The organism is Klebsiella sp. 54, from assembly GCF_018223875.1.
Taxonomy (GTDB): Bacteria; Pseudomonadota; Gammaproteobacteria; order Enterobacterales; family Enterobacteriaceae; genus Klebsiella; species Klebsiella quasipneumoniae.
In genome coordinates this window covers 270,446-295,364 of the sequence record NZ_JAGRRA010000003.1, presented here as the reverse complement: position 1 = coordinate 295,364, position 24,919 = coordinate 270,446, and the positions used below count along the sequence as shown (strand labels likewise).

General features: G+C 56.1%; 27 protein-coding genes and 3 tRNA genes. 16 read left to right on the top strand and 14 right to left on the bottom strand.

What is annotated here, in order from left to right; translation table 11 throughout:
* Positions 1 to 35: 35 nt before the first annotated feature.
* Complete coding sequence (locus KHQ24_RS11080) at positions 36 to 980, top strand: Rpn family recombination-promoting nuclease/putative transposase (protein WP_074404084.1); 945 nt, start codon at positions 36 to 38, stop codon at positions 978 to 980.
* Between the two features lie 54 nt (positions 981 to 1,034).
* On the opposite strand, the gene opgB is transcribed toward KHQ24_RS11080, so the two are convergent.
* From opgB to KHQ24_RS11050, 6 genes are all read right to left on the bottom strand, one after another.
* Complete coding sequence (opgB, locus tag KHQ24_RS11075) at positions 1,035 to 3,326, bottom strand: phosphatidylglycerol--membrane-oligosaccharide glycerophosphotransferase (protein WP_211777276.1); 2,292 nt, start codon at positions 3,324 to 3,326, stop codon at positions 1,035 to 1,037.
* Between the two features lie 257 nt (positions 3,327 to 3,583).
* Positions 3,584 to 4,078 (bottom strand): DUF2501 domain-containing protein, encoded by a 495-nt coding sequence (locus tag KHQ24_RS11070; protein WP_004886462.1) that lies wholly within the window; start codon positions 4,076 to 4,078, stop codon positions 3,584 to 3,586.
* Positions 4,079 to 4,143: 65 nt separating this feature from the next.
* Positions 4,144 to 4,881, bottom strand: a complete 738-nt coding sequence (gene dnaC / locus KHQ24_RS11065) for a DNA replication protein DnaC (RefSeq protein WP_211777275.1) — start codon at positions 4,879 to 4,881, stop codon at positions 4,144 to 4,146.
* Between the two features lie 2 nt (positions 4,882 to 4,883).
* Positions 4,884 to 5,423, bottom strand: a complete 540-nt coding sequence (gene dnaT, locus KHQ24_RS11060) for a primosomal protein DnaT (RefSeq protein WP_017899103.1) — start codon at positions 5,421 to 5,423, stop codon at positions 4,884 to 4,886.
* 102 nt (positions 5,424 to 5,525) lie between these two features.
* Positions 5,526 to 5,999 (bottom strand): threonine/serine exporter, encoded by a 474-nt coding sequence (locus KHQ24_RS11055; RefSeq protein WP_032455516.1) that lies wholly within the window; start codon positions 5,997 to 5,999, stop codon positions 5,526 to 5,528.
* The gene (locus KHQ24_RS11050) at positions 5,990 to 6,766 is read right to left on the bottom strand and encodes a threonine/serine ThrE exporter family protein (protein ID WP_017899102.1); all 777 of its coding nucleotides are present in this window, start codon (positions 6,764 to 6,766) and stop codon (positions 5,990 to 5,992) included. Before KHQ24_RS11050 ends, KHQ24_RS11055 begins: the two co-directional genes overlap by 10 nt.
* Before the next feature lie 280 nt (positions 6,767 to 7,046).
* Between KHQ24_RS11050 and pobA the strand changes: the two genes are divergently transcribed.
* The 4 genes from pobA (at position 7,047) to bglJ (ending at position 10,751) form a co-directional block, all read left to right on the top strand.
* Positions 7,047 to 8,231 (top strand): 4-hydroxybenzoate 3-monooxygenase, encoded by a 1,185-nt coding sequence (gene pobA / locus KHQ24_RS11045; protein ID WP_211777274.1) that lies wholly within the window; start codon positions 7,047 to 7,049, stop codon positions 8,229 to 8,231.
* Between the two features lie 16 nt (positions 8,232 to 8,247).
* Entirely contained in the window at positions 8,248 to 9,129 is an 882-nt protein-coding gene (locus KHQ24_RS11040; protein WP_023319686.1) for a helix-turn-helix domain-containing protein, read from the top strand.
* A 264-nt stretch (positions 9,130 to 9,393) separates the two neighbouring features.
* Positions 9,394 to 10,116, top strand: coding sequence for a helix-turn-helix transcriptional regulator (locus KHQ24_RS11035; RefSeq protein WP_025999143.1), 723 nt, complete (start codon positions 9,394 to 9,396; stop codon positions 10,114 to 10,116).
* Positions 10,077 to 10,751 carry a DNA-binding transcriptional activator BglJ gene (gene bglJ, locus KHQ24_RS11030; RefSeq protein WP_023319687.1) on the top strand — a complete coding sequence of 225 codons (675 nt, stop codon included), beginning with the start codon at positions 10,077 to 10,079 and terminating at the stop codon, positions 10,749 to 10,751. Before KHQ24_RS11035 ends, bglJ begins: the two co-directional genes overlap by 40 nt.
* A gap of 5 nt (positions 10,752 to 10,756) precedes the next feature.
* On the opposite strand, the gene KHQ24_RS11025 is transcribed toward bglJ, so the two are convergent.
* On the bottom strand, positions 10,757 to 11,215 hold the full coding sequence (locus tag KHQ24_RS11025; RefSeq protein WP_004886490.1) for a YbaK/EbsC family protein: 459 nt from the start codon (positions 11,213 to 11,215) through the stop codon (positions 10,757 to 10,759).
* Positions 11,216 to 11,548: 333 nt separating this feature from the next.
* On the opposite strand from KHQ24_RS11025, the gene KHQ24_RS11020 reads away from it, so the two are divergent.
* On the top strand, positions 11,549 to 12,892 hold the full coding sequence (locus tag KHQ24_RS11020) for a PTS cellobiose transporter subunit IIC (RefSeq protein ID WP_002887650.1): 1,344 nt from the start codon (positions 11,549 to 11,551) through the stop codon (positions 12,890 to 12,892).
* Between the two features lie 50 nt (positions 12,893 to 12,942).
* Here KHQ24_RS11020 and fhuF read toward each other — a convergent pair whose 3' ends face one another.
* The 3 genes from fhuF to KHQ24_RS11005 all read right to left on the bottom strand — a co-directional run bounded on the left by fhuF (position 12,943) and on the right by KHQ24_RS11005 (position 15,078).
* Positions 12,943 to 13,731, bottom strand: coding sequence for a siderophore-iron reductase FhuF (gene fhuF, locus KHQ24_RS11015; RefSeq protein ID WP_211777273.1), 789 nt, complete (start codon positions 13,729 to 13,731; stop codon positions 12,943 to 12,945).
* A 106-nt stretch (positions 13,732 to 13,837) separates the two neighbouring features.
* Positions 13,838 to 14,884: a GGDEF domain-containing protein gene (locus tag KHQ24_RS11010; protein ID WP_004886496.1), complete on the bottom strand. Its 1,047-nt coding sequence runs from the start codon at positions 14,882 to 14,884 to the stop codon at positions 13,838 to 13,840.
* Positions 14,885 to 14,907: 23 nt separating this feature from the next.
* Entirely contained in the window at positions 14,908 to 15,078 is a 171-nt protein-coding gene (locus KHQ24_RS11005) for a hypothetical protein (RefSeq protein WP_072096669.1), read from the bottom strand.
* Positions 15,079 to 15,148: 70 nt separating this feature from the next.
* Here KHQ24_RS11005 and KHQ24_RS11000 point away from each other — a divergent pair, with 70 nt between their 5' ends.
* Positions 15,149 to 15,388: a DUF1435 domain-containing protein gene (locus tag KHQ24_RS11000; protein ID WP_004886500.1), complete on the top strand. Its 240-nt coding sequence runs from the start codon at positions 15,149 to 15,151 to the stop codon at positions 15,386 to 15,388.
* A gap of 21 nt (positions 15,389 to 15,409) precedes the next feature.
* Here KHQ24_RS11000 and KHQ24_RS10995 read toward each other — a convergent pair.
* From KHQ24_RS10995 to rsmC, 4 genes are all read right to left on the bottom strand, one after another.
* Positions 15,410 to 15,496: transfer RNA gene (locus KHQ24_RS10995), tRNA-Leu, on the bottom strand.
* Between the two features lie 30 nt (positions 15,497 to 15,526).
* A tRNA-Leu gene (locus tag KHQ24_RS10990) sits at positions 15,527 to 15,613 on the bottom strand.
* Positions 15,614 to 15,641: 28 nt separating this feature from the next.
* A tRNA-Leu gene (locus tag KHQ24_RS10985) sits at positions 15,642 to 15,728 on the bottom strand.
* 171 nt (positions 15,729 to 15,899) lie between these two features.
* Positions 15,900 to 16,928, bottom strand: a complete 1,029-nt coding sequence (gene rsmC / locus KHQ24_RS10980) for a 16S rRNA (guanine(1207)-N(2))-methyltransferase RsmC (protein ID WP_032455519.1) — start codon at positions 16,926 to 16,928, stop codon at positions 15,900 to 15,902.
* A gap of 102 nt (positions 16,929 to 17,030) precedes the next feature.
* Here rsmC and KHQ24_RS10975 point away from each other — a divergent pair, with 102 nt between their 5' ends.
* The 9 genes from KHQ24_RS10975 (at position 17,031) to KHQ24_RS10935 (ending at position 24,787) form a co-directional block, all read left to right on the top strand.
* Complete coding sequence (locus KHQ24_RS10975) at positions 17,031 to 17,444, top strand: DNA polymerase III subunit psi (RefSeq protein ID WP_004886506.1); 414 nt, start codon at positions 17,031 to 17,033, stop codon at positions 17,442 to 17,444.
* Positions 17,413 to 17,859: a ribosomal protein S18-alanine N-acetyltransferase gene (gene rimI / locus KHQ24_RS10970; RefSeq protein WP_004886508.1), complete on the top strand. Its 447-nt coding sequence runs from the start codon at positions 17,413 to 17,415 to the stop codon at positions 17,857 to 17,859. The genes KHQ24_RS10975 and rimI overlap by 32 nt, the downstream gene beginning before the upstream one ends.
* A 14-nt stretch (positions 17,860 to 17,873) precedes the next feature.
* The gene (yjjG, locus tag KHQ24_RS10965) at positions 17,874 to 18,551 is read left to right on the top strand and encodes a pyrimidine 5'-nucleotidase (RefSeq protein ID WP_004886511.1); all 678 of its coding nucleotides are present in this window, start codon (positions 17,874 to 17,876) and stop codon (positions 18,549 to 18,551) included.
* A gap of 90 nt (positions 18,552 to 18,641) precedes the next feature.
* The gene (gene prfC / locus KHQ24_RS10960) at positions 18,642 to 20,231 is read left to right on the top strand and encodes a peptide chain release factor 3 (RefSeq protein WP_002887711.1); all 1,590 of its coding nucleotides are present in this window, start codon (positions 18,642 to 18,644) and stop codon (positions 20,229 to 20,231) included.
* 219 nt (positions 20,232 to 20,450) lie between these two features.
* The gene (gene osmY / locus KHQ24_RS10955) at positions 20,451 to 21,071 is read left to right on the top strand and encodes a molecular chaperone OsmY (RefSeq protein ID WP_017901234.1); all 621 of its coding nucleotides are present in this window, start codon (positions 20,451 to 20,453) and stop codon (positions 21,069 to 21,071) included.
* 129 nt (positions 21,072 to 21,200) lie between these two features.
* On the top strand, positions 21,201 to 21,362 hold the full coding sequence (locus KHQ24_RS10950; protein ID WP_002887716.1) for a DUF1328 domain-containing protein: 162 nt from the start codon (positions 21,201 to 21,203) through the stop codon (positions 21,360 to 21,362).
* A 153-nt stretch (positions 21,363 to 21,515) separates the two neighbouring features.
* A complete protein-coding gene (locus tag KHQ24_RS10945; protein WP_004886521.1) occupies positions 21,516 to 22,589 on the top strand; it encodes a patatin-like phospholipase family protein in 1,074 nt (357 codons plus the stop codon).
* On the top strand, positions 22,586 to 23,380 hold the full coding sequence (locus KHQ24_RS10940) for a metal-dependent hydrolase (protein WP_211777272.1): 795 nt from the start codon (positions 22,586 to 22,588) through the stop codon (positions 23,378 to 23,380). The genes KHQ24_RS10945 and KHQ24_RS10940 overlap by 4 nt, the downstream gene beginning before the upstream one ends.
* 129 nt (positions 23,381 to 23,509) lie before the next feature.
* On the top strand, positions 23,510 to 24,787 hold the full coding sequence (locus tag KHQ24_RS10935) for a NupC/NupG family nucleoside CNT transporter (protein WP_017901232.1): 1,278 nt from the start codon (positions 23,510 to 23,512) through the stop codon (positions 24,785 to 24,787).
* Positions 24,788 to 24,919 lie beyond the last annotated feature (132 nt).

Below are 24,919 nucleotides of genomic sequence, written 5' to 3'. Positions count from 1 at the left end.
TAGAGTCCGGCTTCCCTTCTCATTCAGGCAAGCGGATGGCCATGAAAAAACGAATAACCGCCACGCCGCATGATGCGGTCTTTAAACGATTTCTTCGCCACCCGGAGACAGCGAATGATTTCCTCATGCTCTATCTTCCCGAAGCGATCCGCCAGCGGTGCGATTTCGCTACCCTGAGGCTGCAATCGGCGAGTTTTATCGATGAGGATCTGCGCGCCTGGTATTCGGACGTGCTGTGGTCGGTGCGGACCACCTGCGGGGCGGGATATATTTACGTGGTGATAGAGCATCAGAGCTCGCCGGACAACCATATGGCTTTTCGTCTGATGCGCTATGCGATTGCCGCGATGCAGCGACACCTCGACGCCGGGCACAAAACGCTGCCGCTGGTGGTGCCGATGCTGTTTTATCACGGCGCAACCAGTCCGTATTCTTTTTCCCTCAACTGGCTGGATGAATTTGCCGACCCGCAGCTGGCGAAGAGGCTGTACGGCAGTCAGTTTCCATTGATCGACGTCACGGTCATGCCGGACGATGAAATCGTGCAGCATCGGCGGGTCGCCCTGCTGGAGCTGATGCAAAAGCATATTCGCCAGCGCGATCTCAGCGACATAACGGAGTCGTTGGCGGCCGTGGTGATGCTGGGATACACTAGCCCCCGGCAGTTGAGAATGCTGTTTCACTATATGCTGCAGTACGGTAACACGGCCGAGCCGGGCGTGTTTCTCCGCCGGCTGGCCCGCCGTCTGCCACAGTATGAGGAGACATTGATGTCTATCGCGCAAAAGCTTAAGCAGGAAGGTCGACAGGAAGGTCGGCAGGAAGGGCGCCTGGAAGGGCGCCTTGAGGGCTTACAGGAAGGGAGCCGGCGTGAGGCGCTGCGCATTGCCGGCAGCATGTTACAGAATGGCCTCGACAAAGAGACGGTACAGAAGATTACCGGACTGTCGGCTGACGAGCTCAAGCCGCTGTATTGCTAACACCCCGCCACCCAAACCGTTGCCCGGCGCCAAAACCCGCCGGGCAAGGTGGCTTTAACCTTCGCTTTTCACCACTTTGATCTCCACCATACCGATCCCCAGCTGACGCGGGGAGTGGCCGAGGATATTGCCCTCGTTGGTGGACTGCGGGTCCGGCGGAGTGATGGTCAGCGTGTTGCTGCGCGTCGGGTTGTCGAAATGCAGCGTCGTGGTGGTCACATCATTGACCAGAGTAAGCACTTGCTCACTTTGACCAACCCGCACCGGGATCGGCTTATTGGCATTGGGACCGTAGGCTTTGGCGGTGATCACCAGATCAAATTTCTCCGGCAGCGGCTCTTTATATTCAATCTTCACGTCGCTGCCCAGCTGGGCATTGGACCACCGACCCCAGGACTCGGGGCGCGAAATGCCGCTAAACTGTTTCACCTCTTCCGGCGCGCCGGCAACGTTAAACACGAAGCTGTCGGCCTTATAGCGAATATCGTTGTCGACAACTTTCAGCGTATCGACGTTGCCCTTATAGCGCTCCATATCGATAAGGGTGTCCCTGAAGGCGGTCTTGCCTTTCCACTGTGGCTTATCAACGTGCTGAACCTTCTGCTCACCCCCGAGCTGGCCCTGCGAGACGCACCAGTCGGTGGAGAGCGCCAGCTCAGGAGACCACAGCTGGCCCATTTTATAGCAGCGATCGACCCACACGAAATTATCCCGCGGTGCGAAATCGGCCAGCTGGAAGCGCAGCGGCGCCGAGTATTCGCTCTCCGGCAGCGGTTCAACGCGCTGATCCGACACCCGGAGCAGCAGCGGCAGACGGAAATGGCTGCCGGAGAAGGCGATCATGTTCTTCTGCGAGTCGATGGTGAAGTTTTTAATCTCTTTCGGGAAGTTCCACAGGCGGATCACGTCGGGTTTCCAGGCCAGGATCTTCTCTTTCATATTGATGAAAATACCGGAGAGCGACTGGCCAGAGAGACTGCTGCGCCCGAGGCCGATATAGTTATCGCCACCGAGAATATCCAGCACCGTCGCACCGTTATCCATGGTGTTGCGTTTCACTGCCAGGGTCTCCTGCTGCGGCCGATCGCCGCGCAGGACAAAGAACAAATTGCTGCGATCGTGCTTGTTGAGGTAATCCCAGGCGCTGTTCTTCATGGCCAGGTGGTCGGAAGAGACCACGATGACCGTGTTTTTGAAATAGGGAGAGGCTTTGATCTTCTCGATTAGCGCGGCGATATGTTCCTGGCTGCAGCTAACGGCGCTAAAGGAGAGGTTTTTCTTACCGTCCACGTCATAGCGTTTACGCTCGCAGGTGCGCGAAATAAAGCCGTCGGGATGGTGGGTGTCCACCGTCAGGGCGAACAGCGAAAAGCGTTTTCCGGACTGCGACAGCTCTTCGAATTTTTTCCACGTCTCCTCAAGTACCGTGTCGTCATAGAAGCCCCAGTCGTTGCGGTAGGTGGGATCCGCTACCGTGGTTTTGAGCTCTTCCGCCCCGAACAGGTGATCGAAGCCGTGGGACTTGAGAAAGACGTCTTTGCCAGCAAAGCGCAGGTTAGCTCCCTGCACAAAATAGTTTTCGTAACCGGAGTTTTTCAGGATATCGCCAAGGCAGATATTCTGCGGAAAGAAGCTGGATACGGAGGCCGAAGCGTTGCCTTCAAACGGCGCAAACAGCGGAATGCCGCACTGTGACGCGACCATGCCGGCGATGGTGTAATCGGTCCCCGGCAGCTGCATGGTATTGCTGAAATCAATGCCCTCATCTTTAATTCTGCCAAGCTCAGGGGTGAGGTTGGGGAACGCATCGTTATCAAAATAGGTGCGCTCAAGGCTTTCGCCATAGATATAGACCAGATTCAGCTGCGGATTGTCGATACGCTTCGACGGTTCTTTGTAGTACGCGGCAAAGTCCGGGTCTCCTTCCCGTGATTGCGATTTCACCAGCTCGCTGATTTGATGGAAGGCCGGGCTGGCGTCGACCGAGGCCAGCGCCAGCAGCAGCGCCGCCAGGCTGTAGCCGACGTGATGAGGATGATGCCGACGGCGGCGCAGCACCCACCCCAGGGCGCCAAAAACGGCAACCAGCGCGACGGCCACGCCGATGCCCGGCAGAATGTATTTGCCGATCCCGGCGCCGGTCAGGCTGTTGGTCAGAGTGTAGAGTACCGCGTCGTTGATGCCGTCGCCGGTAAAGTAGTCGCTGGCGTAGAGGGTGATATTCAGCACCACGAACAGGCCTAACACCGTGAGCGTGGCGGCAAACCACCAGGTGTTACGACCCGCTTTCCAGGCATAAAGCGCCACCGAAGCTAAAAATAAGGCGATGGATAACAACTCTGACACAGCTCATCCTCATTAACGCCAGTTATCGGCTGGCAGAACAGATTACTTTTCAAGCCACACTGTAATTGCAGCGCCATCTTGCTGCAATTCTAGCGTCATGAAAGTGTGCAGTTATTCAGAATTGGTTTAGAAGTTGCTTTTTTTGATCGGCGTCGCAGCCGGCGTGGCGGGGAAGCGCAAGGAGAAAAAGGAGAAAAAAGCCGTTTCAGGCCGCGCTGCCGTCGCGAAGGCGACAAACGCGGCATTAGCAGTACGTATCAGGAGAGGAAGTTAACGCCCTGTTTTAAGACCAGATCGCAGGCTTTGGTTTTCACCTGTTTCGCCAGCGAGCTGTTGCCAAGCGTATTCAGGTCCAGCTGCTGGCCGTTATTACTGTTGAGCAACCCCTGCAGGCCATCGAGATAGTTGGTGTCTTGTTTCTGTTTTTCCGGCGTGCTGAGTCCTAGTTTATCCAGCACCTGGTTTTTGACGTTATCGGCGCTGGTCACGGAGGCCAGCTTCTGTTGCGCGCAATATGACAAGATCCCGGCCGCATTATTCATGCTGCTGGCGGTCAGCGACTGGCTGCTGCCACTGAGCAGGCTGGTTAGCGAGGAGACGGACATGCCGCCGCTGCCAGCCTGGGTGCTGCCGCCGCTGAGCTGGCTGGCGGCGCTGTTGAGAGAATCCTGCCAGGAGGCAGCGTGGGCCCCGGAGAGGGTAAATGCGCTGAGGGTAAGCGCGGCAAGTAAGCCATTTTTTAACGATTTCATAGACGGACTCATAAGCGTGACTGAAGAATCACTTTAGTATAACGCCGCCGTTGTCCGGAAATCTCTTAATACTCCTTGCCGGTGACGCGGTGCCGGTAACTTTCCCAGTTGAAGATAACCCACAGGCTGTTGCCCAGGCGCATACGGTCCATCACCCGTTCGCCGAGCAGCTTATTCATCTCTTCCATATTACTGTTGGTTAGCATACCGGTAGGCCGTTTGGAGGAAGAGCGGCGGTCAACTATCTGATTGATAATGACCTTTTCATAGCGAGACTCCGTCTGCATACCAATTTCATCAATCACCAGAAGATCGACCTTGCTGAGATCGCTCAGTAATTGCTCTTCGCTCGTCTCCCGATTGCCGAAGGTATCTTTCATGGCTGACATAATATCAGCCACGGTGATAATTAAGACCGATTTCCCGCGCAGCAGCAGTTCGTTGCAGATAGCAGCCGCGAGGTGGTTTTTACCGGTGCCCGGTTTGCCGGAGAAGATAAAGCTGGCGATATTGCCATCAAACTCCTCCACGTACTGACGCGCCCGGGCGAGGGCGTTCATCTGCCCCTCGCACTCGACGCGATAGTTATCAAAGGAGCAGTTCTGATGCAGGGGGCGGATCCCCGAGCGGTTAAAGGTGCGCTGCATTTTCATCGCGCGGTTCTCCCGCTCCAGCGCTTCGGAACGCAGCTTGCCTTGCTCTTTTTGCCAGGCCAGCAGCTCTTCGCCGGTTTTAAACGCCGGTTCGATATGAGCCGGCATCATTTTATGCAGGCGCTTCATCAGATCGCCAACGTTTTTCATGCTCATCCTCGGAAACCTCGCGGAATATGACTGTCGGGTTCGCTCACGCTGTTCACATCGCGCTTCGGCTGCCCGCCGTTGCTGGCGCGGCTGATTTGCACGCTGCGAGCCAGTTTCTGCTGCCACTGCACGTGGTGAAACACTTTACCTTCCGCCTGCCAGTAAGCGACGAAAGCGGCCAGCTCTTCCGGGGTGACCGGCTGGCTCAGGGCGATGCCCCACAGCGCGGCCAGACGCTGAAAGTCGGCGTCCGGCTGCCAGGCCGCATACATGGCAAATTTGCCCATCGGCACCGCAACCGGCGCCGCCGCGGGCTCGTCGAAAAACTGCGGGTCAAGCGCGATGTCGCTGCCGGGGCGCGCCAGCCTGGCTTCCAGTTCCAGCAGCTGCGCCAGCCGGTCTGGGGTCAGCGCATAGAACGCCGGGGCGTTGTTGGCAAAAACGGCGACAGTGCCGTCAGTCGATTTCGCCAGCAGCGCCGCGTGCTGCTGGAGGAACTCTTCCAGGCCGCTAAAATGGGAGGTTAAAATTCGCGAAGACATAACTCTATCTCAACTCTGAACTGCAAAGAGTGGGGTGATCTGCACATAGTAGCACAGAGCCCGTCGCGGAAGGAGCGTCGCGGCTTTACCGCGACGCCGGGGTTAGACGCGAGGGCGCTTACGATACAGCCACAGACCGGGTATCGACAGGCCGATGGAGAGGGCGCCCACGATTGAAGAGGCCTTTAAAAAATTGCTCAGCAGCAAAATCATCATCTCTTCAGAATAGCCAAAATGACTGATTTTTACCGCGGAGATCATCGCGGTGTAAGCGGAAATACCGGGAAACATCGGGATCACGGCGGCAACGGTAAAAATCTTCGGATGCGCCAGATACCAGCGCGACCACTGGATACCGATGCAGCCCACCAGCAGGGCGGCGAGGAACGTGGCCCATTCAATGTTAAAACCGGCGCTCATCATGACCATGCGCGAACCGTGGCCGATGGCCCCCAGCAGCGCGCACCAGCGCAGGGCGCGCCGCGGGACATTAAAGACCATCGCAAACCCGACGGCAGGGATCGCCGCCAGCAGCATGTCTTCCGCCAGCGCGAAAATAAACGAAATTATGCCCATCCCCGCAGCCCCCATACGGTCATTGCCATCACTACGCCAATGCAGGTGGCAAGGGTTAACAGGCTGGCGATCGCCCAGCGGGCGAGGCCGGTATTAATATGCCCTTTAAACATATCGGCGACGGCGTTGATCAGCGGAAAGCCCGGGACCAGCAGCAGGACGCTGGCGGCCATGGCAATGGTCGGGGTGCTGGCAAAGGTAGGGAGGCGCAGCAGCAGCCCGGAGATCGTGGTGGCCACAAAGGCGGTGATGCAGAAGTTGATCTGCGGATGCATGGAACGGTGGGTCAGCACCTGGCGAATGTACATGGCCACCGTGCTGGCGCAGAAGCTGACCAGCGCTCCATCCCAGCCGCCGTTATTCAGTTTACAGAAACAAGCGCAGGAGAGGCCCACCATGATCACCAGCAACCAGCGGGGATAGCGCAGGGGCCTAATCTGCGCGAAGCGCTTCTCGACGTCGCGATAATCCAGCAGCTTATGCTCGGCGAGGATCACGATATGCTGCACTTCCGTCACCACATGCATATTAATGCCGCGGTCGACATTTTTACGCGTGGAGGTAAGACATTCGCCATTCTTAATGGTGGTCAGGACGATAGCGTTGGAGGAAATGGCGCTTTCGACGCTGTCCATCCCCAGCGCCAGCCCGAGACGCGTTGAAAGCTCTTCCACCAACGCGCTTTCGGCGCCGTGCTGTAACAAAAAAAGACCACACTGGATGCATAATCGTGTGATTGCCCGCTGCTGTGCCCGATCAACCTGCATATTTCCTCTGCTGTCCGCGACGCCTGGTATCTGCCGATACTTTAACCTGAAGCGCCTGGGCGGCTGAGGGGGGTGGGATCAAATAATGTGCAAAAATTTCCCGCCCGCAGGAGGGGCAGAATTTGAAGCTTCCCACACTTTTGCCAGTTTGGTGAAAAGTGCAATTTTTGTCGCCATTCATCCCTTCTTTTTCCCGTCTGACTTATCAAAAATGCAGGAAAGCACTTTTATTAAACAAAAAATATACAAATAATTAACCCTGCAAAAGTGAGACAATCCTATGAAAACACAGGTCGCGATTATTGGCGCTGGCCCTTCCGGACTGCTGCTGGGGCAGCTCCTGCACAACGCCGGCATCCACACGGTCATTCTTGAGCGTCAAACGCCGCAGTATGTGCTGGGGCGCATCCGCGCGGGAATTCTGGAAAGCGGTACCGTCGCTCTGCTTCGCGAAGCGGGCGTGGCGCAGCGAATGGACGTCGAAGGCCTGGTGCATCATGGGGTGGAGTTTCTCTTTGACGGCCAGCGGGTGCCTGTCTCACTGAGCGAGCTGACCGACGGCAAGAGCGTGATGGTTTACGGCCAGACTGAAGTGACCCGCGATCTGATGGCTGCCCGGGCCGCCAGCGACGCGCCGATCGTGTACGGCGTGAGCGAAGTGACTATCCATGACGCGAAAAGCGACCGGCCGACGATCACCTATCTTAGCGAAGGAGAATTCTGTCGCCTGGAGTGTGACTTTATCGCCGGTTGCGACGGGTTCCATGGCGTGTCGCGGCAAAGTATTCCCGCTGACATCCTCAAAACTTACGAGAGCGTCTGGCCGTTCGGCTGGTTAGGCCTGTTGGCGGATACGCCGCCGGTCAATCCGGAGCTGATCTATGCGCATCATCAGCGGGGATTCGTTTTATGTAGTCAGCGCTCACTTACTCGCAGCCGCTACTATTTGCAGGTTCCGCTGAGCGATAAAGTGGAAGACTGGTCGGACGAACGCTTCTGGCAGGAGTTGAAATGCCGATTGCCGGCGGATCTGTCATCAAAGTTAGTGACTGGTCACTCACTTGAGAAAAGCATCGCTCCCTTGCGCAGCTTCGTCGTAGAGCCGATGCAATATGGGCGATTGTTTCTGGTGGGGGATGCCGCGCATATCGTACCGCCGACCGGCGCTAAAGGGTTGAACCTGGCGGCATCGGACGTGAACTATCTGTGGCGGATCCTTCGCGAATACTACCATCATGGCCGGAGCGATCTGCTCGCGACCTATTCGCGACTAGCGCTGGATCGGGTCTGGAAAGGGGAACGCTTTAGCTGGTTCATGACCCGCCTGCTGCACGATTTCCCGCAGCAGAGCGAATTCGACGCCAAAATGCAGGCGGCCGATCGCCGCTACTATCTGGGCTCGCGCGCTGGGCTGACCACCATCGCGGAAAACTACGTGGGCCTGCCCATGGAGCGCGTCGTCTGACTGAACAGGAGTAACTATGTCGCCCGTCCAAACTGTTCCGGTATTTAAGCTCTATGGCGAGGAGCGCGGCTGGCCGACGCCGGACCTGCTGCACTGCGAATCGATTTTGCAGCGCAGCAGCCTGTATCAGTGGCATATTCGTGTCCACCAGCACGCCGAAATGGTCCAGCTCCTCTATCTGCACAAAGGTCGGGCGGAGATCGAAATTGAAGGCACCACTGCGGTGATGACGGAATCCTGCATCCAGGTGGTGCCCGCCCTCTGCATTCATGGCTTTCATTTTTCACCCGGGACGCACGGATTTGTGCTCTCCCTGGCGCTGCCGCTGCTGAGCCGCTTTGAAAATCAGTTCGGCCGGCCGCTGGATGTGCTTAGCGTAGCGCAGTGTCTGCCGGTGGGGCGTTCCCGGGGGCGTATGCATACGCTGTTTTCAGCGCTTCGCGAGGAGTACAGTGCCGATCATGACGCACGGGAAATGATGCTTTATTCGCTGCTGGGGACGCTGCTGGTCTGGCTGAACCGGCAGTGCCGCCCCGCACCGCCCGCGGAAGACAAAGCGGAGCGAAAGCGCAGTATGATGCGTCATTTTTCCCGGCTTATTGAGAGCCACTACCGGCAGCATCTCCCGCTGGCGGAGTATGCGAAGTTGATTGGGCTGTCGGTCACGCATTTAAACTATTTATGTCGCGAGTTCTATGGCTGTAGCGCTCTCGGGGTACTGCATCAGCGACTGATGCTTGAGGCGCGGCGTAACCTGCAGTACACTCGCATGACGGTAACGCAACTCTCTGATTATTTGGGTTTTAGCGACGCCGCCTATTTTTCTCGCTTTTTCCGCCGCTACAGTGGCATGTCGCCTAAAGCATTTAGAGAAGCAATTAAAGAGAATGCTTCATAATTTTCAAGCCTGAAATTATTTTTGCTAAATAATAGTTTTATCTTTTCTAATTTATTAGCGCAGAGGCGTCTGTGCTAATATTCATCGCAAGTATACACAGGAATAATATTTACACGGTATGACCACGGTTCGGTCATGCAGTATATCGTGTACGCGGGCCATGAATATGCTTTTAATATTCATCCAGTAAATGGTATGGCGATCGAGTCACTCGCCGAACGTTTACGGGCAAGCGAAGGAACTTCGACAGGAAGCGGAGGTGTTATGTTACCAGGACAAGGTAAGTTTGGCGTCGTTATTAGTAAAATCCCCGTCATGCAGTCAGGGTTAAAGGTGATCTTCAATGAGAACCTCCCGGATTACGAACTCAGTTTTTGTCGCTCTCATGATGAGCTCACCCTTTTACAACTGCGGCGGGCGGTGCTGGTCGTTGCGGATATCTCCGGCGAGATTGCGCAACCCCGGGCCGTCTGCGAGCGTTATTACGCCCTCATGACCCAGTATCGTGATATTCACTGGGTTTTTATGGTCAGCGACAGCCTCTATCCATTAGCCGTTGAGCTATTAATTCGTCCCGAAAGCTCGCTCATCTCCGAGAGCGAGCCGGTAAACCGGCTGATTGAGGTGATTTGTGCTGGTAGCCGTGCGGCTGAGCAGATTAGCCGTACGCTGTTTACCGGGAATGAGGACAGCGATTTCGCAAGCTACCACTCTGCGGCGATGCTGACCCTGTCAGAGCGAAAAGTTCTGCGCCTTCTGGCGAAGGGATGGGGAATTAACCAGATCGCCGCGCTGTTGAAAAAGAGCAATAAGACGATCAGCGCGCAGAAAAATAGCGCAATGCGTCGCTTATCGCTACGCAGCAACGCTGAAATGTATGCCTGGATCAACAGCGCGCAGGGAATGCAAGAGCTGAATATCAATTCAGCTTACGGGGAGCAAATGGAATGGAAAAAAATAGCACAACCCGTCATGTCGCCATCGTAGAAAAATGTGTGATGACGGAAATGGCCTGGCGCTATATCTTTAGCCGTGAAGATAACAGCCAATACCGCATTCATTTTTTTAAAAATATCAATTTGCTCAGGGCGGTGGAAGCGTCTTTCCCATGGTCAGCAATGATCTTTTCACTTTCAGGGAGTCGTTCGTCCAGAGCCGAGAGCCTGCTTTTTCTTCACGAGATGGCGAGGATCCGACCGGAAGTCCAAACGATTATTCTGGCTAATAATGAAAGCGAAATGCGCCTGATCGGCCATTTAATGCCGTCCTGCCTGCACGGTATATTAAATAAATCTGCGCCGCGACGCGGGTTGCAGGAGCATTTATTACAGCTGCTGGATAATCATTCCCTCGCCGGCAAAGAGCATTTTTGCGGCAGAGAGGCATGCAACGATCCGCTAAGTCCGACGGAGCACGCTATTCTTCGGTATATGTCGTGGGGATATTCGCTTTCGGAAATTGCGGTGCAGCTGAACCGGAACATTAAAACCATCCGCGCGCATAAGTTCAACGCCATGACCAAGCTCGGGGTTCGCTCTGACATTGGTTTATTAAACGCGGCGGATATCTTGCTGCATTTACCGATAAACGGCCCGACCAGCGCCGTTAAACAGGTGGCATAACGCGGCTATATGCATACGTCTACCCATGTTGCGTCGGTGAGCTGCGCCATTCGTTCTGGTTCGATGCGAACGGCGCTGTGAATAGCCCCCGCTGCGGGTAGTACCTCCTGATAGTGCCTGAGCGAGACGTCACAGAAGACGTCCAGCGGATTTTCCAGACCAAACGGGCACACGCCGCCGACCGGATGGCCGGTCCAGGTCACCACCTCATCGCTGCTCAACATACGCGCTTTTGCGCCAAAGGTTTCTTTCAGCTTTTTATTATCCAGCCGCGCATCGCCCCTGGCGACGATCAGTACAATTTTATCTTTGATCTTGAGCGACAGCGTTTTGGCTATTTGTCCCGGCTCAACGTTGTGCGCGGCAGCGGCGAGCGCCACGGTGGCGGTACTCTGGTTTAACTCAATAATTTCGATATCGGGGGCGTGTTCGGCAAAGAACTGCCGTACAGACTGCAGACTCATTGGATTCTCCTGATTTAAGCCTGGTTAAATCTGTCACAAGCCTGGCGGAGTGTAAATATCGGCGCGGACAATCCAGATTCTTTCTATTTTGTCGATCTCCTTCACATTCACCGTAACCGGTTACTGTAACCGGTTGCGGTTATCTGCATTGAGATGAATACTGGAACAGTCACTTCTCCTTTTATTTATAACAAAAGAGCCGTGTATGAATCGTTGTGTTATGAGCAGTATAGCCGGTGATCCACCCGCGGCCTGCTGCATCAAAAAGCGGTCATCGTAACGGCAGGGTAATCGTTGTTGGGCCAGTATCAATAGCCTGTCAGGAGGGCTACTATGTCTGCTAACCATGCTGCGTTTAATTTGATATTTCGCTTTGTAGAAAATTACATAAGCCCCATAGCAGGGCGGATCTCATCGCAGCGTCACGTCATGGCTATCCGTGACGGTTTTATCTCCGCGATGCCGTTTATGATCGTCGGATCGTTTCTGCTGGTGTTTGCTTATCCTCCTTTTTCCCCGGATACCACCTGGGGTTTCGCCCGCGCCTGGCTGGATCTGGCAAAAGAGTTCGAGGGGCGCATACTGACCCCCTTTGATATGACAATGGGGATCATGTCGATCTACATCTGCGCGGCAATCTCTTACAACCTCGGTAAGCACTACGAGAAATCCAATCAGCTCGATCCCTTTATGTGCGCGATGCTGTCGATCATGGCCTTTTTACTGATTGCCGCGCCGAAGACGAATGGCACGCTGCCGGTGGATAGCCTCGGCGGAACAGGGATCTTTACCGCCATTCTGGTGGCGATCTACTGTGTGGAGATGATGCGTTTTCTCAAAGCACATAACATCGGTATCCGTCTACCGGATCAGGTCCCTCCGATGATCAAAAATTCCTTTGATCTGTTGATCCCGGTGCTGGTGGTTGTGCTGACGCTCTATCCGCTGAGCTTGTTTATTCAACACCATTTTGACATGCTGATCCCGCAGGCCATTATGGCGATTTTCAAACCGCTGGTTTCGGCAGCCGATTCCCTGCCGGCGATCCTGCTGGCGGTCCTCATCGGCCATCTGCTGTGGTTTGCCGGGATCCACGGTGCGGCGATCGTTTCCGGGATGCTGCAGATGTTCTGGCTGACCAACCTCGGTATGAACCAGCAGGCGCTGGCCCAGGGCGCACCTCTGCCGCATATCTTTATGGAGGCGTTCTGGACCTTCTTTATCGTGGTCGGAGGTTCCGGTGCCACCATGGGGCTGGTGTTCTGCTATCTGCGCAGTCGTTCAGCGCATTTGCGCTCCATTGGTCGTTTGAGCGTGGTGCCAAGCCTGTTTAACATTAACGAGCCGGTCATCTTTGGGACGCCTATTGTCATGAATCCGGTGTTCTTTATTCCGTTCCTGCTGGCGCCGATGGTGAATGCGGTGCTGGCCTGGGCGGCAATGAAGCTGGATCTGATCGGCCGCGTCATCTCCGTGGTGCCGTGGACGGCGCCGGCGCCGATTGGCGGTGCCTGGGCGCTGGGCTGGGATTTCCGGGCGGCAATTCTGGTCATCGTTCTGGCCTGCGTGTCGGCGATTATCTACTTCCCGTTCTTTAAGGTGTATGAGAAACAGCTGCTTGCTCAGGAAGCGGAAGAGGCCGAACGGGCGGAACAGGAGAGTCAGCAGACCGCATAAATAGTGACCGGGCGGCCACAGGCTGCCCGTAGCTTATTGGGAACAGGGCGTTATTTTAACGTGCAGTCGCCGCACTGTTGGACGTGCGGCAGGCGATAGCGCTGACAGCAGGTGCGTCGGACTAACTGCCCTTCACGCAGCACGACCGTTCGCCATAGTGGGTTATCCTGACCATCGGCGAGTTGTTTTTCAAAGAAACAGTGCTGGCGCAGGGCGGCAAGCTGCTCATCCCCCAGCAGCGCGCGCATTTCCCCAAGATACCAGTTAATCAGATAGCCTGTATTGCTCCAGATAAGCTTGCCATTGATTTCGCCCGTCGCTTCCAGCGCCTCAATAACCGGCTGCAGGGTGCGCGTCACCAGGGCATCCATCCGCGACAGCGGTGACAGTCTCTCGATGCCTGCATCACTATGGACATCAATCCAGAAACAGGCCGCCCGGCCGCTTTCGTGAAATTCGACGTGGAAATGTTCCGGCGCCAGGCTGAGACCCTGTGGTTCATTGAGCAACGCCAGCATCAGCGGCGGCACCAGCAGACCGATATACCATTGCGCCCAGAGCGAGAGCAGAGGTTTCTGTTCCCGTGTCAGCGTTGGCTGATGACGATAGATATGATCGGAATAAGTGGCCAACAGGGAGCGTAAGGCGGTGGGTTGCGACCACTCGGCGAGCGTCAACGCGTGACCGGGAGCGGATTCATCCAGGCGCAGGAAATCGAGCAGATGGGGGCGCAGGGTGGCGATTTTTTCCCGAATACTCTCCGCCAGGGCGCGCTCAGCCGTCGGCAAAGGGGCCCGCCAGATAAGTTCATCGCTGAGAGGAAGGGAACGCCAGGCCATTCGATTTCCAGATACAAATCTAAATGATAATGATTCCTGATATTAGTTGTTTGCAGGCGGCATGGCAAGAATTTTGTCGGCGCCACGATGCCGCAGCGCGCGCGGGTTAACTGGCCAAAATAATGTTGCGGCCTTTATTTTTAGCTTCATAGAGTGCGCCATCGGCTCGCGCCAGCGCTTGCTCAATATTGTCATCAATGAGCGGCGTCAGACCAATACTGATGGTCACGTTGGTGGCGACGCTCTCATTAAACATATGCGGGATTTTCAGGTCATAGACCCGCTGTCGAATTCGTTCGGCAGCCTGCCAGGCCGTTTCTTCGCTGCTATTGGTCAGCAGCACCATAAACTCCTCTCCACCAAAGCGGGCGACAATATCGCGCGAGCGTACGGCGTTACGAATGGCAGCAGAGACGCGAATGAGCGCCTGATCGCCCATCATATGACCGTAGTGATCGTTATAGGCTTTGAAATGATCGATATCGAGGAGCAGCACGAAGTGGTTATCGCCGTCCAGCGCCAGCAGGGTATCGAGGCGATTCTGCAGTCCGCGGCGATTATACAAACCGGTCAGGGGATCCAGCATACTGAGATCGTTGAGGGTGTTGCGTTCCTGCATCAGTTTATCCATCAATCCTTGTGTAAAGGCATCGCTGCGCTTCTGGATAATATTTTGCAGGGTAATACCGGCAATAGGCAGCATAAAACAGTAAGTCATGCGCAACCATTGTTCTCCCTCCGCCATTATCAGGCAGGCAAGGAAAGTCGGTAAAGAGTGGAGGGTAAAGGCAGTGATATTATTGGAAAAAGCGATGGTGCCGATAAACAGAATGCTTAATAGGGCGATCACCAGATAGTTAAAATGCGGCGGTGTCAATAGCATCGCCTTTGTCACTACGTGCCATGCCCATAGCATGCCAAATAACAACGAGATAGCGGAAATATTTATTTTCGATTGCGGCCATTTCCAGTGCCAGAGTAGCAGCAACCCGCTGCAGGCCACGATCAGGGCGCAGGGCAGCGTGAAACGAACTACCGTAAATAGGGGGGTGACCAGCGACAGAGAGGAAGAAATGAAATTAAGCAGTAAAAAAAGCCGTAAGGAATATTGATATTTTTGTGCGTAATGTGCTCGCCAGGTTTGTGCAGTCATATCGGAAGAATCATTATTAGTCGTTAAATTTCAAAATGATGAAAGCCAAAAATGAAGAGTCTGATAACAATGTGCAAAAAAAGGTTATTTGCAAAATAAGAAAAATATTTAATATATATCGATAATCCGCTTAATTTATCACCTTCATGAATGTATGTCATTACCGCGAACGTAAAGAATAAGGCACAGAGCACTTTGCAAATGACAAATGATAAAAATTATCATATGATATTGGTTATCATTATCGTTGTGAGAGGTAAAACCATGCTGCTGCGAGCATTAGGAAGCGGTTGGGCAGTCGTCGTTCCCGGCGCGCTGATTGTCGCTCTCGGGTATGCCGGGGTGTCGGCTGACGTATGGCGGACGCTGGTCGCGGTGGGCATGCTGATGTCCGCGGTGATGATATGGCATCGTCAACTGCGCCATTTTATCCTGCTGCCATCGTGCGTTGCATTGATTGGTGGGATAATGCTGATGATGGTGGATATCAAACTGAGAGGATAACGTCGGGAGAGGGAAGAATATTGGTGCGAGGGGGGGGACTTGAACCCCCACGTCCGTAAGGACACTAACACCTGAAGCTAGCGCGTCTACCAATTCCGCCACCTTCGCACAGTATTCTTTCTTTGGATATTGCCTCGTTGGTGCGAGGGGGGGGACTTGAACCCCCACGTCCGTAAGGACACTAACACCTGAAGCTAGCGCGTCTACCAATTCCGCCACCTTCGCCCAGTGCGAGCAATATCTTCGTGGATTATGGTGCGAGGGGGGGGACTTGAACCCCCACGTCCGTAAGGACACTAACACCTGAAGCTAGCGCGTCTACCAATTCCGCCACCTTCGCATACCATCGACACTATGAAAGTATCGTTACCACGGAGGCGCATTCTAGTGGTTTTCGGCGACACGTCAATAGTTAATTATGCAGGTTGTATCGATTGCTGCAAAAATGGGCGGATTTGCCCGCGGGAAGCGCCAGCGGCACCAGGAGCGGGCCGCCGGCGTGAAAAGACGATTATTTTTTCGCCTGACGGGTCATGATGGTGCGATAGACCTTAAAACGTCCGGTCTGGGCGATCACCTCATGGAAGCCGAACGTCTCATCCAGCACCTGCGGATACGGCAGGAAGGCGTTGGCGACAATGCGCAGCTCGCCGCCGCTGTTGAGATGGCGAACCGCGCCGCGGATCAGCGCCTGGGCGGCTTCGAGGCTGGTCTGCAGGCCGTCATGGAATGGCGGGTTGGAGATGATCATGTCGAAGCGACCATTGACCTCGGAGAAGACGTTGCTGGCAAACACATCGCCAGCCAGGCCGTTGGCGGCAAGCGTCGCGCGGCTGGCTTCAACCGCCGGGGCGCTGACGTCGCACAGGGTGAGGCGCACTTTCGGCGAATGGCTGGCCAGCGCGGCGGCCAGCACACCCGCGCCGCAGCCGACGTCCAGCACTTTCCCTTTGGTATGCGGCTCGAGGGTGGAGAGCAGCAGCTGGCTGCCGACGTCCAGACCGTCGCGGCTGAAGACGCCCGGTAGGGTTTTAATCGTCAGATTATCCAGTGTGTATTCGCCCCAGAAAGCTTCGGCGTCGAAGGCGGGCTGCTTTTCCAGACGGCCATGATAGAGGCCACAGCGGCGAGCGCTATCCACTTTGTTTAATGGCGCGTATTCAGCCAGCATCTGCTCCGCGCTGCGGACGCCGCTGCGGTTTTCACCGACGACGAAAATGTCGCTTCCCACTGGCAGCAGAGAGAGCAGGTTCATCAGCTGGAACTGCGCCTCTGGTTTGTTCTTTGGCCAGTAGTAGATCAGGGTGTCGCACTCGGCGACGTCAGCCGCCTCAGCCACTAAGCTAAAACGGACGGTGTCACCCATCTGGCGGCTGAGGACCTGCCAGTGGTGGAACTGCTGGGTGTGGGCGCGGCTGGCCGCGGTATCCAGACGCGCAGGCAGGTCATCCTGCAGGTCACCGGCAAACAGAACGCGGGCGGACTCGAAATCATCACTGTGGCGCAGCAAGACTTCACTTGCCGGGGTAAAAGCGGACATGAAACACTCCTTCATTAAGACTGGCGCCGATTATAGTAGTTTGTTGGCGCAGATACGACGGATTTGCTATATTGCGCGCTTGTTTAACAGGAGTGTTTCGCTATGACATCCCGACGAGACTGGCAACTACAGCAGCTGGGCATTACCCAGTGGTCGCTGCGCCGACCGGGGGCGTTACAGGGCGAAATCGCTATCTCGCTTCCTGAACATATTCGTTTGGTGATGGTGGCGGAAACCCCGCCGTCGCTGACAGAGCCGCTGATTGGCGACGTATTGCGCGCGCTGGCCGTAACGCCAGATCAGGTCCTGCAGCTGACCCCGGAGCGGGTGGCGATGCTGCCGCAGGACAGCCGCTGTAACAGCTGGCGGTTGGGCACAGAGGCGTCGCTGCCGCTGGCGGGCGCCCAGGTGTCCACCCCCGCTTTTGATGAACTCCAGACCAGCGCGCCGGCTCGCAGGGCGCTCTGGCAACAAATCTGCGCACATGAACACGATTTCTACCCTCAGCACGGCTGATTTAACCCGAGCCTGGCAAATCGAAACCCGCGCCCACGCTTTCCCGTGGAGCGAACAGACCCTGGCCAGTAACCAGGGGGAACGCTATCGCAACTATCAGCTGTCGGTGGATGGCGAAATGGCGGCTTTCGCCATTACGCAAGTGGTGCTGGATGAGGCGACGCTGTTCAATATCGCTGTCGATCCCGCTTACCAGCGCCGTGGCCTGGGGCGAGCGCTGCTGGAACATGTCATTGATGAAGTCGAAAAGCTCGGCGTCGTCACGCTATGGCTGGAGGTGCGCGCCTCCAACGTTGCCGCCCTCGCGCTGTATGAAAGCTTAGGCTTCAATGAAGCGACGATTCGCCGCAACTACTACCCGACGGCCGACGGGCGCGAAGACGCCATTGTTATGGCTCTGCCAATCAGTATGTAAGACAAGGTGATACGATGAAATGGGACTGGATTTTCTTTGATGCCGATGAAACGCTGTTTACGTTTGATTCTTTCAGCGGCTTACAGCGGATGTTTCTCGACTACAGCGTGACCTTTACCGCCGAAGATTTTCAGGACTATCAGGCCGTGAATAAGCCGCTATGGGTGGATTACCAAAACGGCGCCATCACCTCGCTGCAGCTGCAGCACCAGCGTTTTGACAACTGGGCGCAACGTTTGAATGTGCCGCCGGGGGAGCTCAACGACGCGTTTATGAATGCGATGGCGGAAATCTGTGCGCCGCTGCCGGGTGCGGTCTCTCTGCTCAACGCGCTGCAGGGCAAGGTCAAAATGGGCATCATCACCAACGGCTTTACCTCGCTGCAGCAGACTCGTCTGGAGCGGACCGGTTTACGCGATCACTTTGATTTGCTAATTATTTCTGAAGAAGTGGGCGTCGCTAAACCGGACGCGCGCATTTTCGATTACGCGCTGGCGAAGGCGGGTAACCCACCGCGCTCGCGGGTGCTGATGGTCGGCGATACCGCCGAGTCGGATATTCGCGGCGGCGTGAACGCCGGACTGGCGACCTGCTGGCTCAATGCGCATCAGCGCGAGCTGCCGGCGGACCTCGAGCCGGACTGGACGGTGACCTCGTTAAGCGAACTGGAGCAGCTCCTGTGTAAACACTGATTGCCTCCCCCCCGTTGATGGGTAAAATAGCCGCAATTTTTCGTATTCCACATGCGTGGCCCATGGCCGCGTTTACTTAGAAGATTAATTATGACGTTGTCTCCTTATCTGCAAGAGGTGGCCAAACGCCGCACTTTTGCCATTATCTCTCACCCGGATGCCGGTAAGACCACCATCACCGAAAAGGTGCTGCTGTTCGGACAGGCGATTCAGACCGCCGGTACCGTAAAAGGCCGTGGCTCCAGCCAGCACGCGAAATCCGACTGGATGGAGATGGAAAAGCAGCGTGGTATCTCGATCACCACCTCGGTAATGCAGTTCCCGTATCATGACTGTCTGGTGAACCTGCTGGATACCCCGGGGCACGAAGACTTCTCCGAAGATACCTACCGTACCCTGACGGCGGTGGACTGCTGCCTGATGGTGATTGACGCGGCAAAAGGCGTCGAAGATCGGACCCGTAAGCTGATGGAAGTCACCCGTCTGCGCGATACGCCGATCCTCACTTTTATGAACAAACTCGACCGTGATATCCGCGATCCGATGGAGCTGCTGGATGAAGTCGAGAACGAGCTGAAAATTGGCTGCGCGCCGATTACCTGGCCTATCGGCTGCGGTAAGTTGTTCAAGGGCGTCTATCATCTCTACAAAGATGAAACCTACCTGTATCAGACCGGTAAAGGCCATACCATCCAGGAAGTGCGCATCGTGAAGGGGCTCAACAACCCGGATCTTGACGCGGCGGTGGGGGAAGATCTCGCGCAGCAGCTGCGTGACGAGCTGGAGCTGGTGCAGGGCGCGTCGAACGAGTTCGATAAAGATCTGTTCCTGGCCGGGGAAATCACCCCAGTGTTCTTCGGGACCGCGTTAGGTAACTTCGGCGTTGACCATATGCTGGATGGCCTGGTGGAGTGGGCGCCGGCGCCGATGCCGCGTAACACCGACACCCGTGAAGTCACCGCCACGGAAGAGAAGTTCACCGGCTTCGTGTTTAAAATTCAGGCCAATATGGACCCGAAACACCGCGACCGCGTGGCTTTCATGCGCGTGGTGTCCGGTAAATATGAGAAAGGCATGAAGCTGCGTCAGGTGCGCATCGGTAAAGACGTGGTGATCTCCGACGCGCTGACCTTTATGGCCGGCGACCGTTCACACGTCGAGGAAGCCTATCCTGGGGATATTATCGGCCTGCATAACCACGGCACCATTCAGATTGGCGATACCTTCACCCAGGGCGAGATGATGAAGTTCACCGGTATTCCGAACTTCGCACCGGAACTGTTCCGTCGTATTCGCCTGAAGGATCCGCTGAAGCAGAAACAGCTGCTGAAAGGGCTGGTTCAGCTCTCTGAAGAGGGCGCGGTGCAGGTCTTCCGTCCGATCGCCAATAACGATCTGATCGTCGGCGCCGTGGGGGTGCTGCAGTTTGACGTCGTCGTGGCGCGCCTGAAAAGCGAATACAACGTGGAAGCGATTTACGAATCGGTCAACGTGGCCACCGCGCGCTGGGTTGAATCCACTGACGTGAAGAAATTCGAAGAGTTCAAGCGCAAAAATGAAGTTCAGCTGGCACTGGATGGCGGCGATAACCTGACTTACATCGCTCCGACGATGGTCAACCTGAACCTGACGCAGGAGCGTTATCCTGACGTGGTGTTCCGCAAAACGCGCGAGCACTAATCCCTGACGAAGCGCGGCGCAGGCCGCGCTTTTTTCTTCTTCTGCCCGCGCTTCCTTCCTTCTGGAAAGTTCTTAAAACGCCGCTAATTCGTCTGTTTTTTATCCATATCCTCCGCAACCCCTTCGCCTGTCTACTATATTTAATTCGTGTTTTTAAAAATGCTGGCGTAATTCACTGCGATAAGACGCCAGCGCTGGTGAAAAAACGAGGACATCACGATGACCAGACTAAAGAATGCCAATATGTTGCTGGCGCTCTTCTTAGGCTTAGCCGCGTTGAACGCCTCGGCAGAGACGGAAAAAACAACGGTAGACAGTGCGAAGTCAGCTGCCAGCAATGCGGGAGAGGCGGTAGACAATTCGATTAATAAAGTCGGCGATTTTATGGACGACAGCACCATTACCGCGCGGGTAAAGGCGGCGCTGATCGACCATAAGGATATTAACTCCGGCGATATTTCGGTGAAAACGGAAAACAAAGTGGTCACCCTCAGCGGCGACGTCACCAGTGCTGAACAGAAAAGTCAGGCGCTGAGCGTGGCAAAAGCGGTCGAAGGCGTCTCTCAGGTTAACGACAAACTGACGGTGCAGCACAAATCGTCGAGCGAGACGGCGACGCTGAAAGGCTATGCCGGGGATACCGCTATTACCAGCGAAGTGAAAGCCAAGCTGCTGGCGGATGACATTGTCCCTTCGCGCAATGTGAAAGTAGAAACTAACGCCGGCGCCGTGCATCTGACCGGTACGGTGGCTTCCGCTGCGCAGGCTGAGCGCGCCGCAGAGATTGCGAAAGCGGTCTCCGGTGTGAAAAGCGTCCGCAACGATCTTAGCGTGAAGTAAATCGAGTTATTAACAAAAGTGTTGTCTGGCCAAGGTTGCCGAACGAATAGCAGCATCCACTGAGCGATGAGCTAGACAGAAAGGGTGCGCAAACCGCTGTTCACCGTCCATTATGGTAAGGAGAAAAGTATGTTTCGATGGGGAATTATTTTTCTGGTCATTGCATTAATTGCTGCGGCCCTGGGCTTCGGTGGTCTGGCGGGTACTGCCGCTGGCGCCGCGAAAATCGTCTTTGTCGTCGGGATTATCCTGTTCCTGGTGAGCCTGTTTACTGGACGCAGACGTCCTTAGGTGGCCCGCGATGCGGGCGATGCTGAAGCCTGAGCATTTTTACTGACACGTCGTCTTACACAAAGCCAGTCCTGCGGACTGGCTTTCGCGGTTTAAGCGGCGGGCAAATTGCGTTACCTTGTCAGGAGAAGACCAATCGAACAGGAAAGCAGGGTGGGGCAACGCATTCCCGTCACGCTGGGCAATATCGCCCCGCTGGCGGTTAAACCCTTCCGACCAGGCAAGCTGGCGCTGGTGTGTGAAGGCGGGGGACAGCGAGGGATTTTCACCGCCGGGGTTCTGGACGAATTCATGCGCGCCGGATTTAACCCCTTTGACCTGATGCTGGGGACTTCCGCGGGGGCGCAAAACCTCTCCGCCTACATGTGTAATCAGCAAGGCTATGCCCGCAAAGTCATCACCCGCTACACCACCTCACGCCAGTTTTTCGATCCGATGCGCTTTGTGCGCGGCGGCAACCTTATCGATCTCGACTGGCTGGTCGAGGCCACCTCGCAGCAGATGCCGCTGGCCATGAACTATGCTGAAACGCAGTTCGCGCAGGGAAAAGAGCTGTGGATGTGCGCCTGTCGCGGCGACGATTACTCCGCCAGCTATTTTTCACCAACGCCGCAAACCTGGCTGGATCTGATCCGCGCCTCCAGCGCCATCCCTGGATTTTATCGCAGCGGCGTATTGCTTGACGGCGTCAGCTACCTTGACGGCGGCGTCAGCGATGCGATCCCGGTTCAGGAGGCGGCCCGCCGCGGCGCTCAGACCATCGTGGTGATCCGCACCGTCCCCTCGCAGATGTTTTATACCCCGGAGTGGTTTAAGCGGATGGAGCGCTGGCTGGGGGAGAGCAGCCTGCAGCCGCTGGTCAATCTGGTGCATCACCACGAAACCACCTATCGCGCCATCCAGCAGTTCATCGAGAAACCGCCCGGTAAGCTGCGGATCTTCGAAATCTATCCCCAGCGGCCGCTGCGCAGCATGGCGCTTGGCAGCCGACTGCCGGCGCTGCTGGAGGACTACAAAACCGGACGCCAGTGCGGCCGTTATTTCCTGGCCACCGTGGGTAAACTGCTGGCTGACCGGCCGCCGCTGTTGCGCCACGCGCCGCGTGTTGCCCGGCCCTCGCCGGTGGTGGTGCCGCCGGTGCCGGTGGCCAATGAAGCGCCGCAGGCGACCATCATCGCTGCGCCGCAGGCCAATGACGCAAGCTTTAATCATGAGGATCTGGCGTGACGCACCGTTTTATCGATACCCACTGCCACTTCGATTTTTCCCCCTTCGCGGAAGATGAGGTCGCCAGCCTGGCGCGTGCGGCGCAGGCCGGCGTCGGACGAATTATCGTTCCGGCCATCTCCGCTGAGCGTTTTAGCCGCGTGCTGGCGCTGGCGGCGCAGCACGAGGCGCTGTATGCCGCGCTGGGCCTGCATCCGATTGTCATTGAGCAGCATACCGATGAGGGGCTGGCGCAACTGGAGGCGTCGCTGGCGCAGCGCCCGCCAAAACTGGTGGCGGTGGGGGAGATTGGTCTCGATCTCTATCGCGACGAGCCGCAGTTCGATCGTCAGCAGGCGCTGCTGGAAGCGCAGCTGCGTCTGGCGAAGCGTTACGATCTGCCGGTGATTCTCCACTCCCGACGCACCCACGATAAGCTGGCGATGCTGCTGAAAAAACATGCCCTGCCGCGTACTGGGGTGGTACATGGCTTCGCCGGCAGTCTGCAGCAGGCCGAGCGCTTTGTGCAGCTTGGCTATAAGATCGGCGTTGGCGGCACCATTACCTATCCCCGCGCCAGCAAAACCCGCGAGGTGATGGCGCGTCTGCCGCTTTCAGCCCTGCTGCTGGAGACCGATGCCCCGGATATGCCGCTCAATGGCTTTCAGGGACTGCCCAATCGCCCGGAACAAGCTGCGCGGGTATTTGAGGCCCTGTGCGAACTGCGCCCTGAGCCTCCGGCAGCCATAGCCGAAGGGATAATGCGCAACACACTCGCCTTGTTTTCCTTACCCTCAGCCACTGTATGGTGATCGAATTCTCATAATTGTCCATCCATATCATTGATTTGCTTAAAATGTGTGAAGCCAGGCGGGCAGGATAGTTTCGGGCCGATATAATCACGCCGTTAGTGCTGGACTATCAAAACACAGGGAATCTGTATGCAAATCCTCATGGGACTTATCGGCATGGTGGCGCTGTTGGCCATTGCTGTGCTGCTCTCCAATAATCGAAAAGCCATTAACCTGCGTACCGTGCTCGGCGCCTGGATAATCCAGGTGGGTATCGGCGCGTTAATATTGTATGTACCGGCCGGGCGCTCGGCGCTGTTAGCGATGTCGAACGGCGTCGCCAGCGTTATTGCCTACGGCAATGAAGGGATTAGTTTCATCTTCGGCGGGCTGGTTTCCGATAAAATGTTCGAGGTATTTGGCGGCGGCGGCTTCGTCTTTGCCCTGCGCGTGCTGCCGGTGATCGTTTTCTTCTCGTCGCTGATTGCCGTGCTTTACTACCTGGGCATTATGCAGCTGGTCATTCGCATTCTCGGCGGCGCGCTGCGGGCGGTTCTGAAGACCTCGCGTACCGAGTCGCTGTCGGCCACGGCGAACATCTTCGTTGGTCAGACCGAAGCGCCGCTGGTGGTGCGTCCTTATATCGCCACCATGACCCGCTCGGAGCTGTTTGCGGTCATGTGCGGCGGCCTGGCCTCGGTGGCGGGTTCCGTGCTGGCGGGCTATGCGCAGATGGGCGTTCCGCTGGAGTACCTGATTGCCGCGTCGTTTATGGCGGCGCCGGGTGGACTGCTGTTTGCCAAAATTATCGTACCGGAAACGGAGAAACCGGACGATAACCCAGCTCATGACCGCCAGAGCGCGGATGCGGATAAACCGGCCAACGTGCTGGACGCCGCCGCCTCCGGCGCCGCGTCTGGTATGCAGCTGGCGCTCAACGTCGGCGCAATGCTGCTGGCGTTTATTGCGCTGATCGCTCTGCTGAACGGCATTCTGTCCGGCGTCGGCGGCTGGTTTAACCATCCGGAGCTGTCGCTGCAGATGATCCTCGGCTGGGTCTTCTCACCGCTGGCGTGGGTGATCGGCGTGCCGTGGCACGAAGCGACGGTAGCGGGGTCGTTTATCGGCCAGAAGCTGATCATTAACGAGTTCGTGGCCTATATGAACTTTGGCGAGTATCTGAAGGCGGACGCTGAGGTGGCGGCGGCCGGGCTGCAGGTTATTTCAGATCACACCAAAGCCATTATCTCTTTCGCGCTATGCGGATTCGCCAATCTGTCATCGATCGCCATCCTGATTGGCGGCCTCGGGGGGATGGCACCCAACCGGCGTCAGGATATCGCCCAGCTTGGGCTGCGTGCGGTGGCGGCGGGGACGCTGTCTAACCTGATGAGCGCCACCATCGCCGGGGTTTTCCTCGCCCTCTAAACCTGTTACCTGAACCAGCGGCCGTCGCGTCGCTGGTTTTATTGAGTTTGTGAAAATTCCATCATTTCTGGTTTTCAGAAAAACCATTTACATTTCAAATGATAATCATTTTATCACCGGCAGTGCGGACAA

Coding starts and splice junctions, on each gene's coding strand:
- KHQ24_RS11080 (WP_074404084.1), top strand. CDS start 36: ATGGCCATGAAAAAACGAATAACCGCCACGCCGCATGATGCGGTCTTT.
- KHQ24_RS11070 (WP_004886462.1), bottom strand. CDS start 4,078: ATGAAATCGTTAAAAAATGGCTTACTTGCCGCGCTTACCCTCAGCGCA.
- dnaC (WP_211777275.1), bottom strand. CDS start 4,881: ATGAAAAACGTTGGCGATCTGATGAAGCGCCTGCATAAAATGATGCCG.
- dnaT (WP_017899103.1), bottom strand. CDS start 5,423: ATGTCTTCGCGAATTTTAACCTCCCATTTTAGCGGCCTGGAAGAGTTC.
- KHQ24_RS11055 (WP_032455516.1), bottom strand. CDS start 5,999: ATGGGCATAATTTCGTTTATTTTCGCGCTGGCGGAAGACATGCTGCTG.
- KHQ24_RS11050 (WP_017899102.1), bottom strand. CDS start 6,766: ATGCAGGTTGATCGGGCACAGCAGCGGGCAATCACACGATTATGCATC.
- pobA (WP_211777274.1), top strand. CDS start 7,047: ATGAAAACACAGGTCGCGATTATTGGCGCTGGCCCTTCCGGACTGCTG.
- KHQ24_RS11040 (WP_023319686.1), top strand. CDS start 8,248: ATGTCGCCCGTCCAAACTGTTCCGGTATTTAAGCTCTATGGCGAGGAG.
- KHQ24_RS11035 (WP_025999143.1), top strand. CDS start 9,394: ATGTTACCAGGACAAGGTAAGTTTGGCGTCGTTATTAGTAAAATCCCC.
- bglJ (WP_023319687.1), top strand. CDS start 10,077: ATGGAAAAAAATAGCACAACCCGTCATGTCGCCATCGTAGAAAAATGT.
- KHQ24_RS11025 (WP_004886490.1), bottom strand. CDS start 11,215: ATGAGTCTGCAGTCTGTACGGCAGTTCTTTGCCGAACACGCCCCCGAT.
- KHQ24_RS11020 (WP_002887650.1), top strand. CDS start 11,549: ATGTCTGCTAACCATGCTGCGTTTAATTTGATATTTCGCTTTGTAGAA.
- fhuF (WP_211777273.1), bottom strand. CDS start 13,731: ATGGCCTGGCGTTCCCTTCCTCTCAGCGATGAACTTATCTGGCGGGCC.
- KHQ24_RS11010 (WP_004886496.1), bottom strand. CDS start 14,884: ATGACTGCACAAACCTGGCGAGCACATTACGCACAAAAATATCAATAT.
- KHQ24_RS11000 (WP_004886500.1), top strand. CDS start 15,149: ATGCTGCTGCGAGCATTAGGAAGCGGTTGGGCAGTCGTCGTTCCCGGC.
- rsmC (WP_032455519.1), bottom strand. CDS start 16,928: ATGTCCGCTTTTACCCCGGCAAGTGAAGTCTTGCTGCGCCACAGTGAT.
- KHQ24_RS10975 (WP_004886506.1), top strand. CDS start 17,031: ATGACATCCCGACGAGACTGGCAACTACAGCAGCTGGGCATTACCCAG.
- rimI (WP_004886508.1), top strand. CDS start 17,413: ATGAACACGATTTCTACCCTCAGCACGGCTGATTTAACCCGAGCCTGG.
- yjjG (WP_004886511.1), top strand. CDS start 17,874: ATGAAATGGGACTGGATTTTCTTTGATGCCGATGAAACGCTGTTTACG.
- prfC (WP_002887711.1), top strand. CDS start 18,642: ATGACGTTGTCTCCTTATCTGCAAGAGGTGGCCAAACGCCGCACTTTT.
- osmY (WP_017901234.1), top strand. CDS start 20,451: ATGACCAGACTAAAGAATGCCAATATGTTGCTGGCGCTCTTCTTAGGC.
- KHQ24_RS10950 (WP_002887716.1), top strand. CDS start 21,201: ATGTTTCGATGGGGAATTATTTTTCTGGTCATTGCATTAATTGCTGCG.
- KHQ24_RS10935 (WP_017901232.1), top strand. CDS start 23,510: ATGCAAATCCTCATGGGACTTATCGGCATGGTGGCGCTGTTGGCCATT.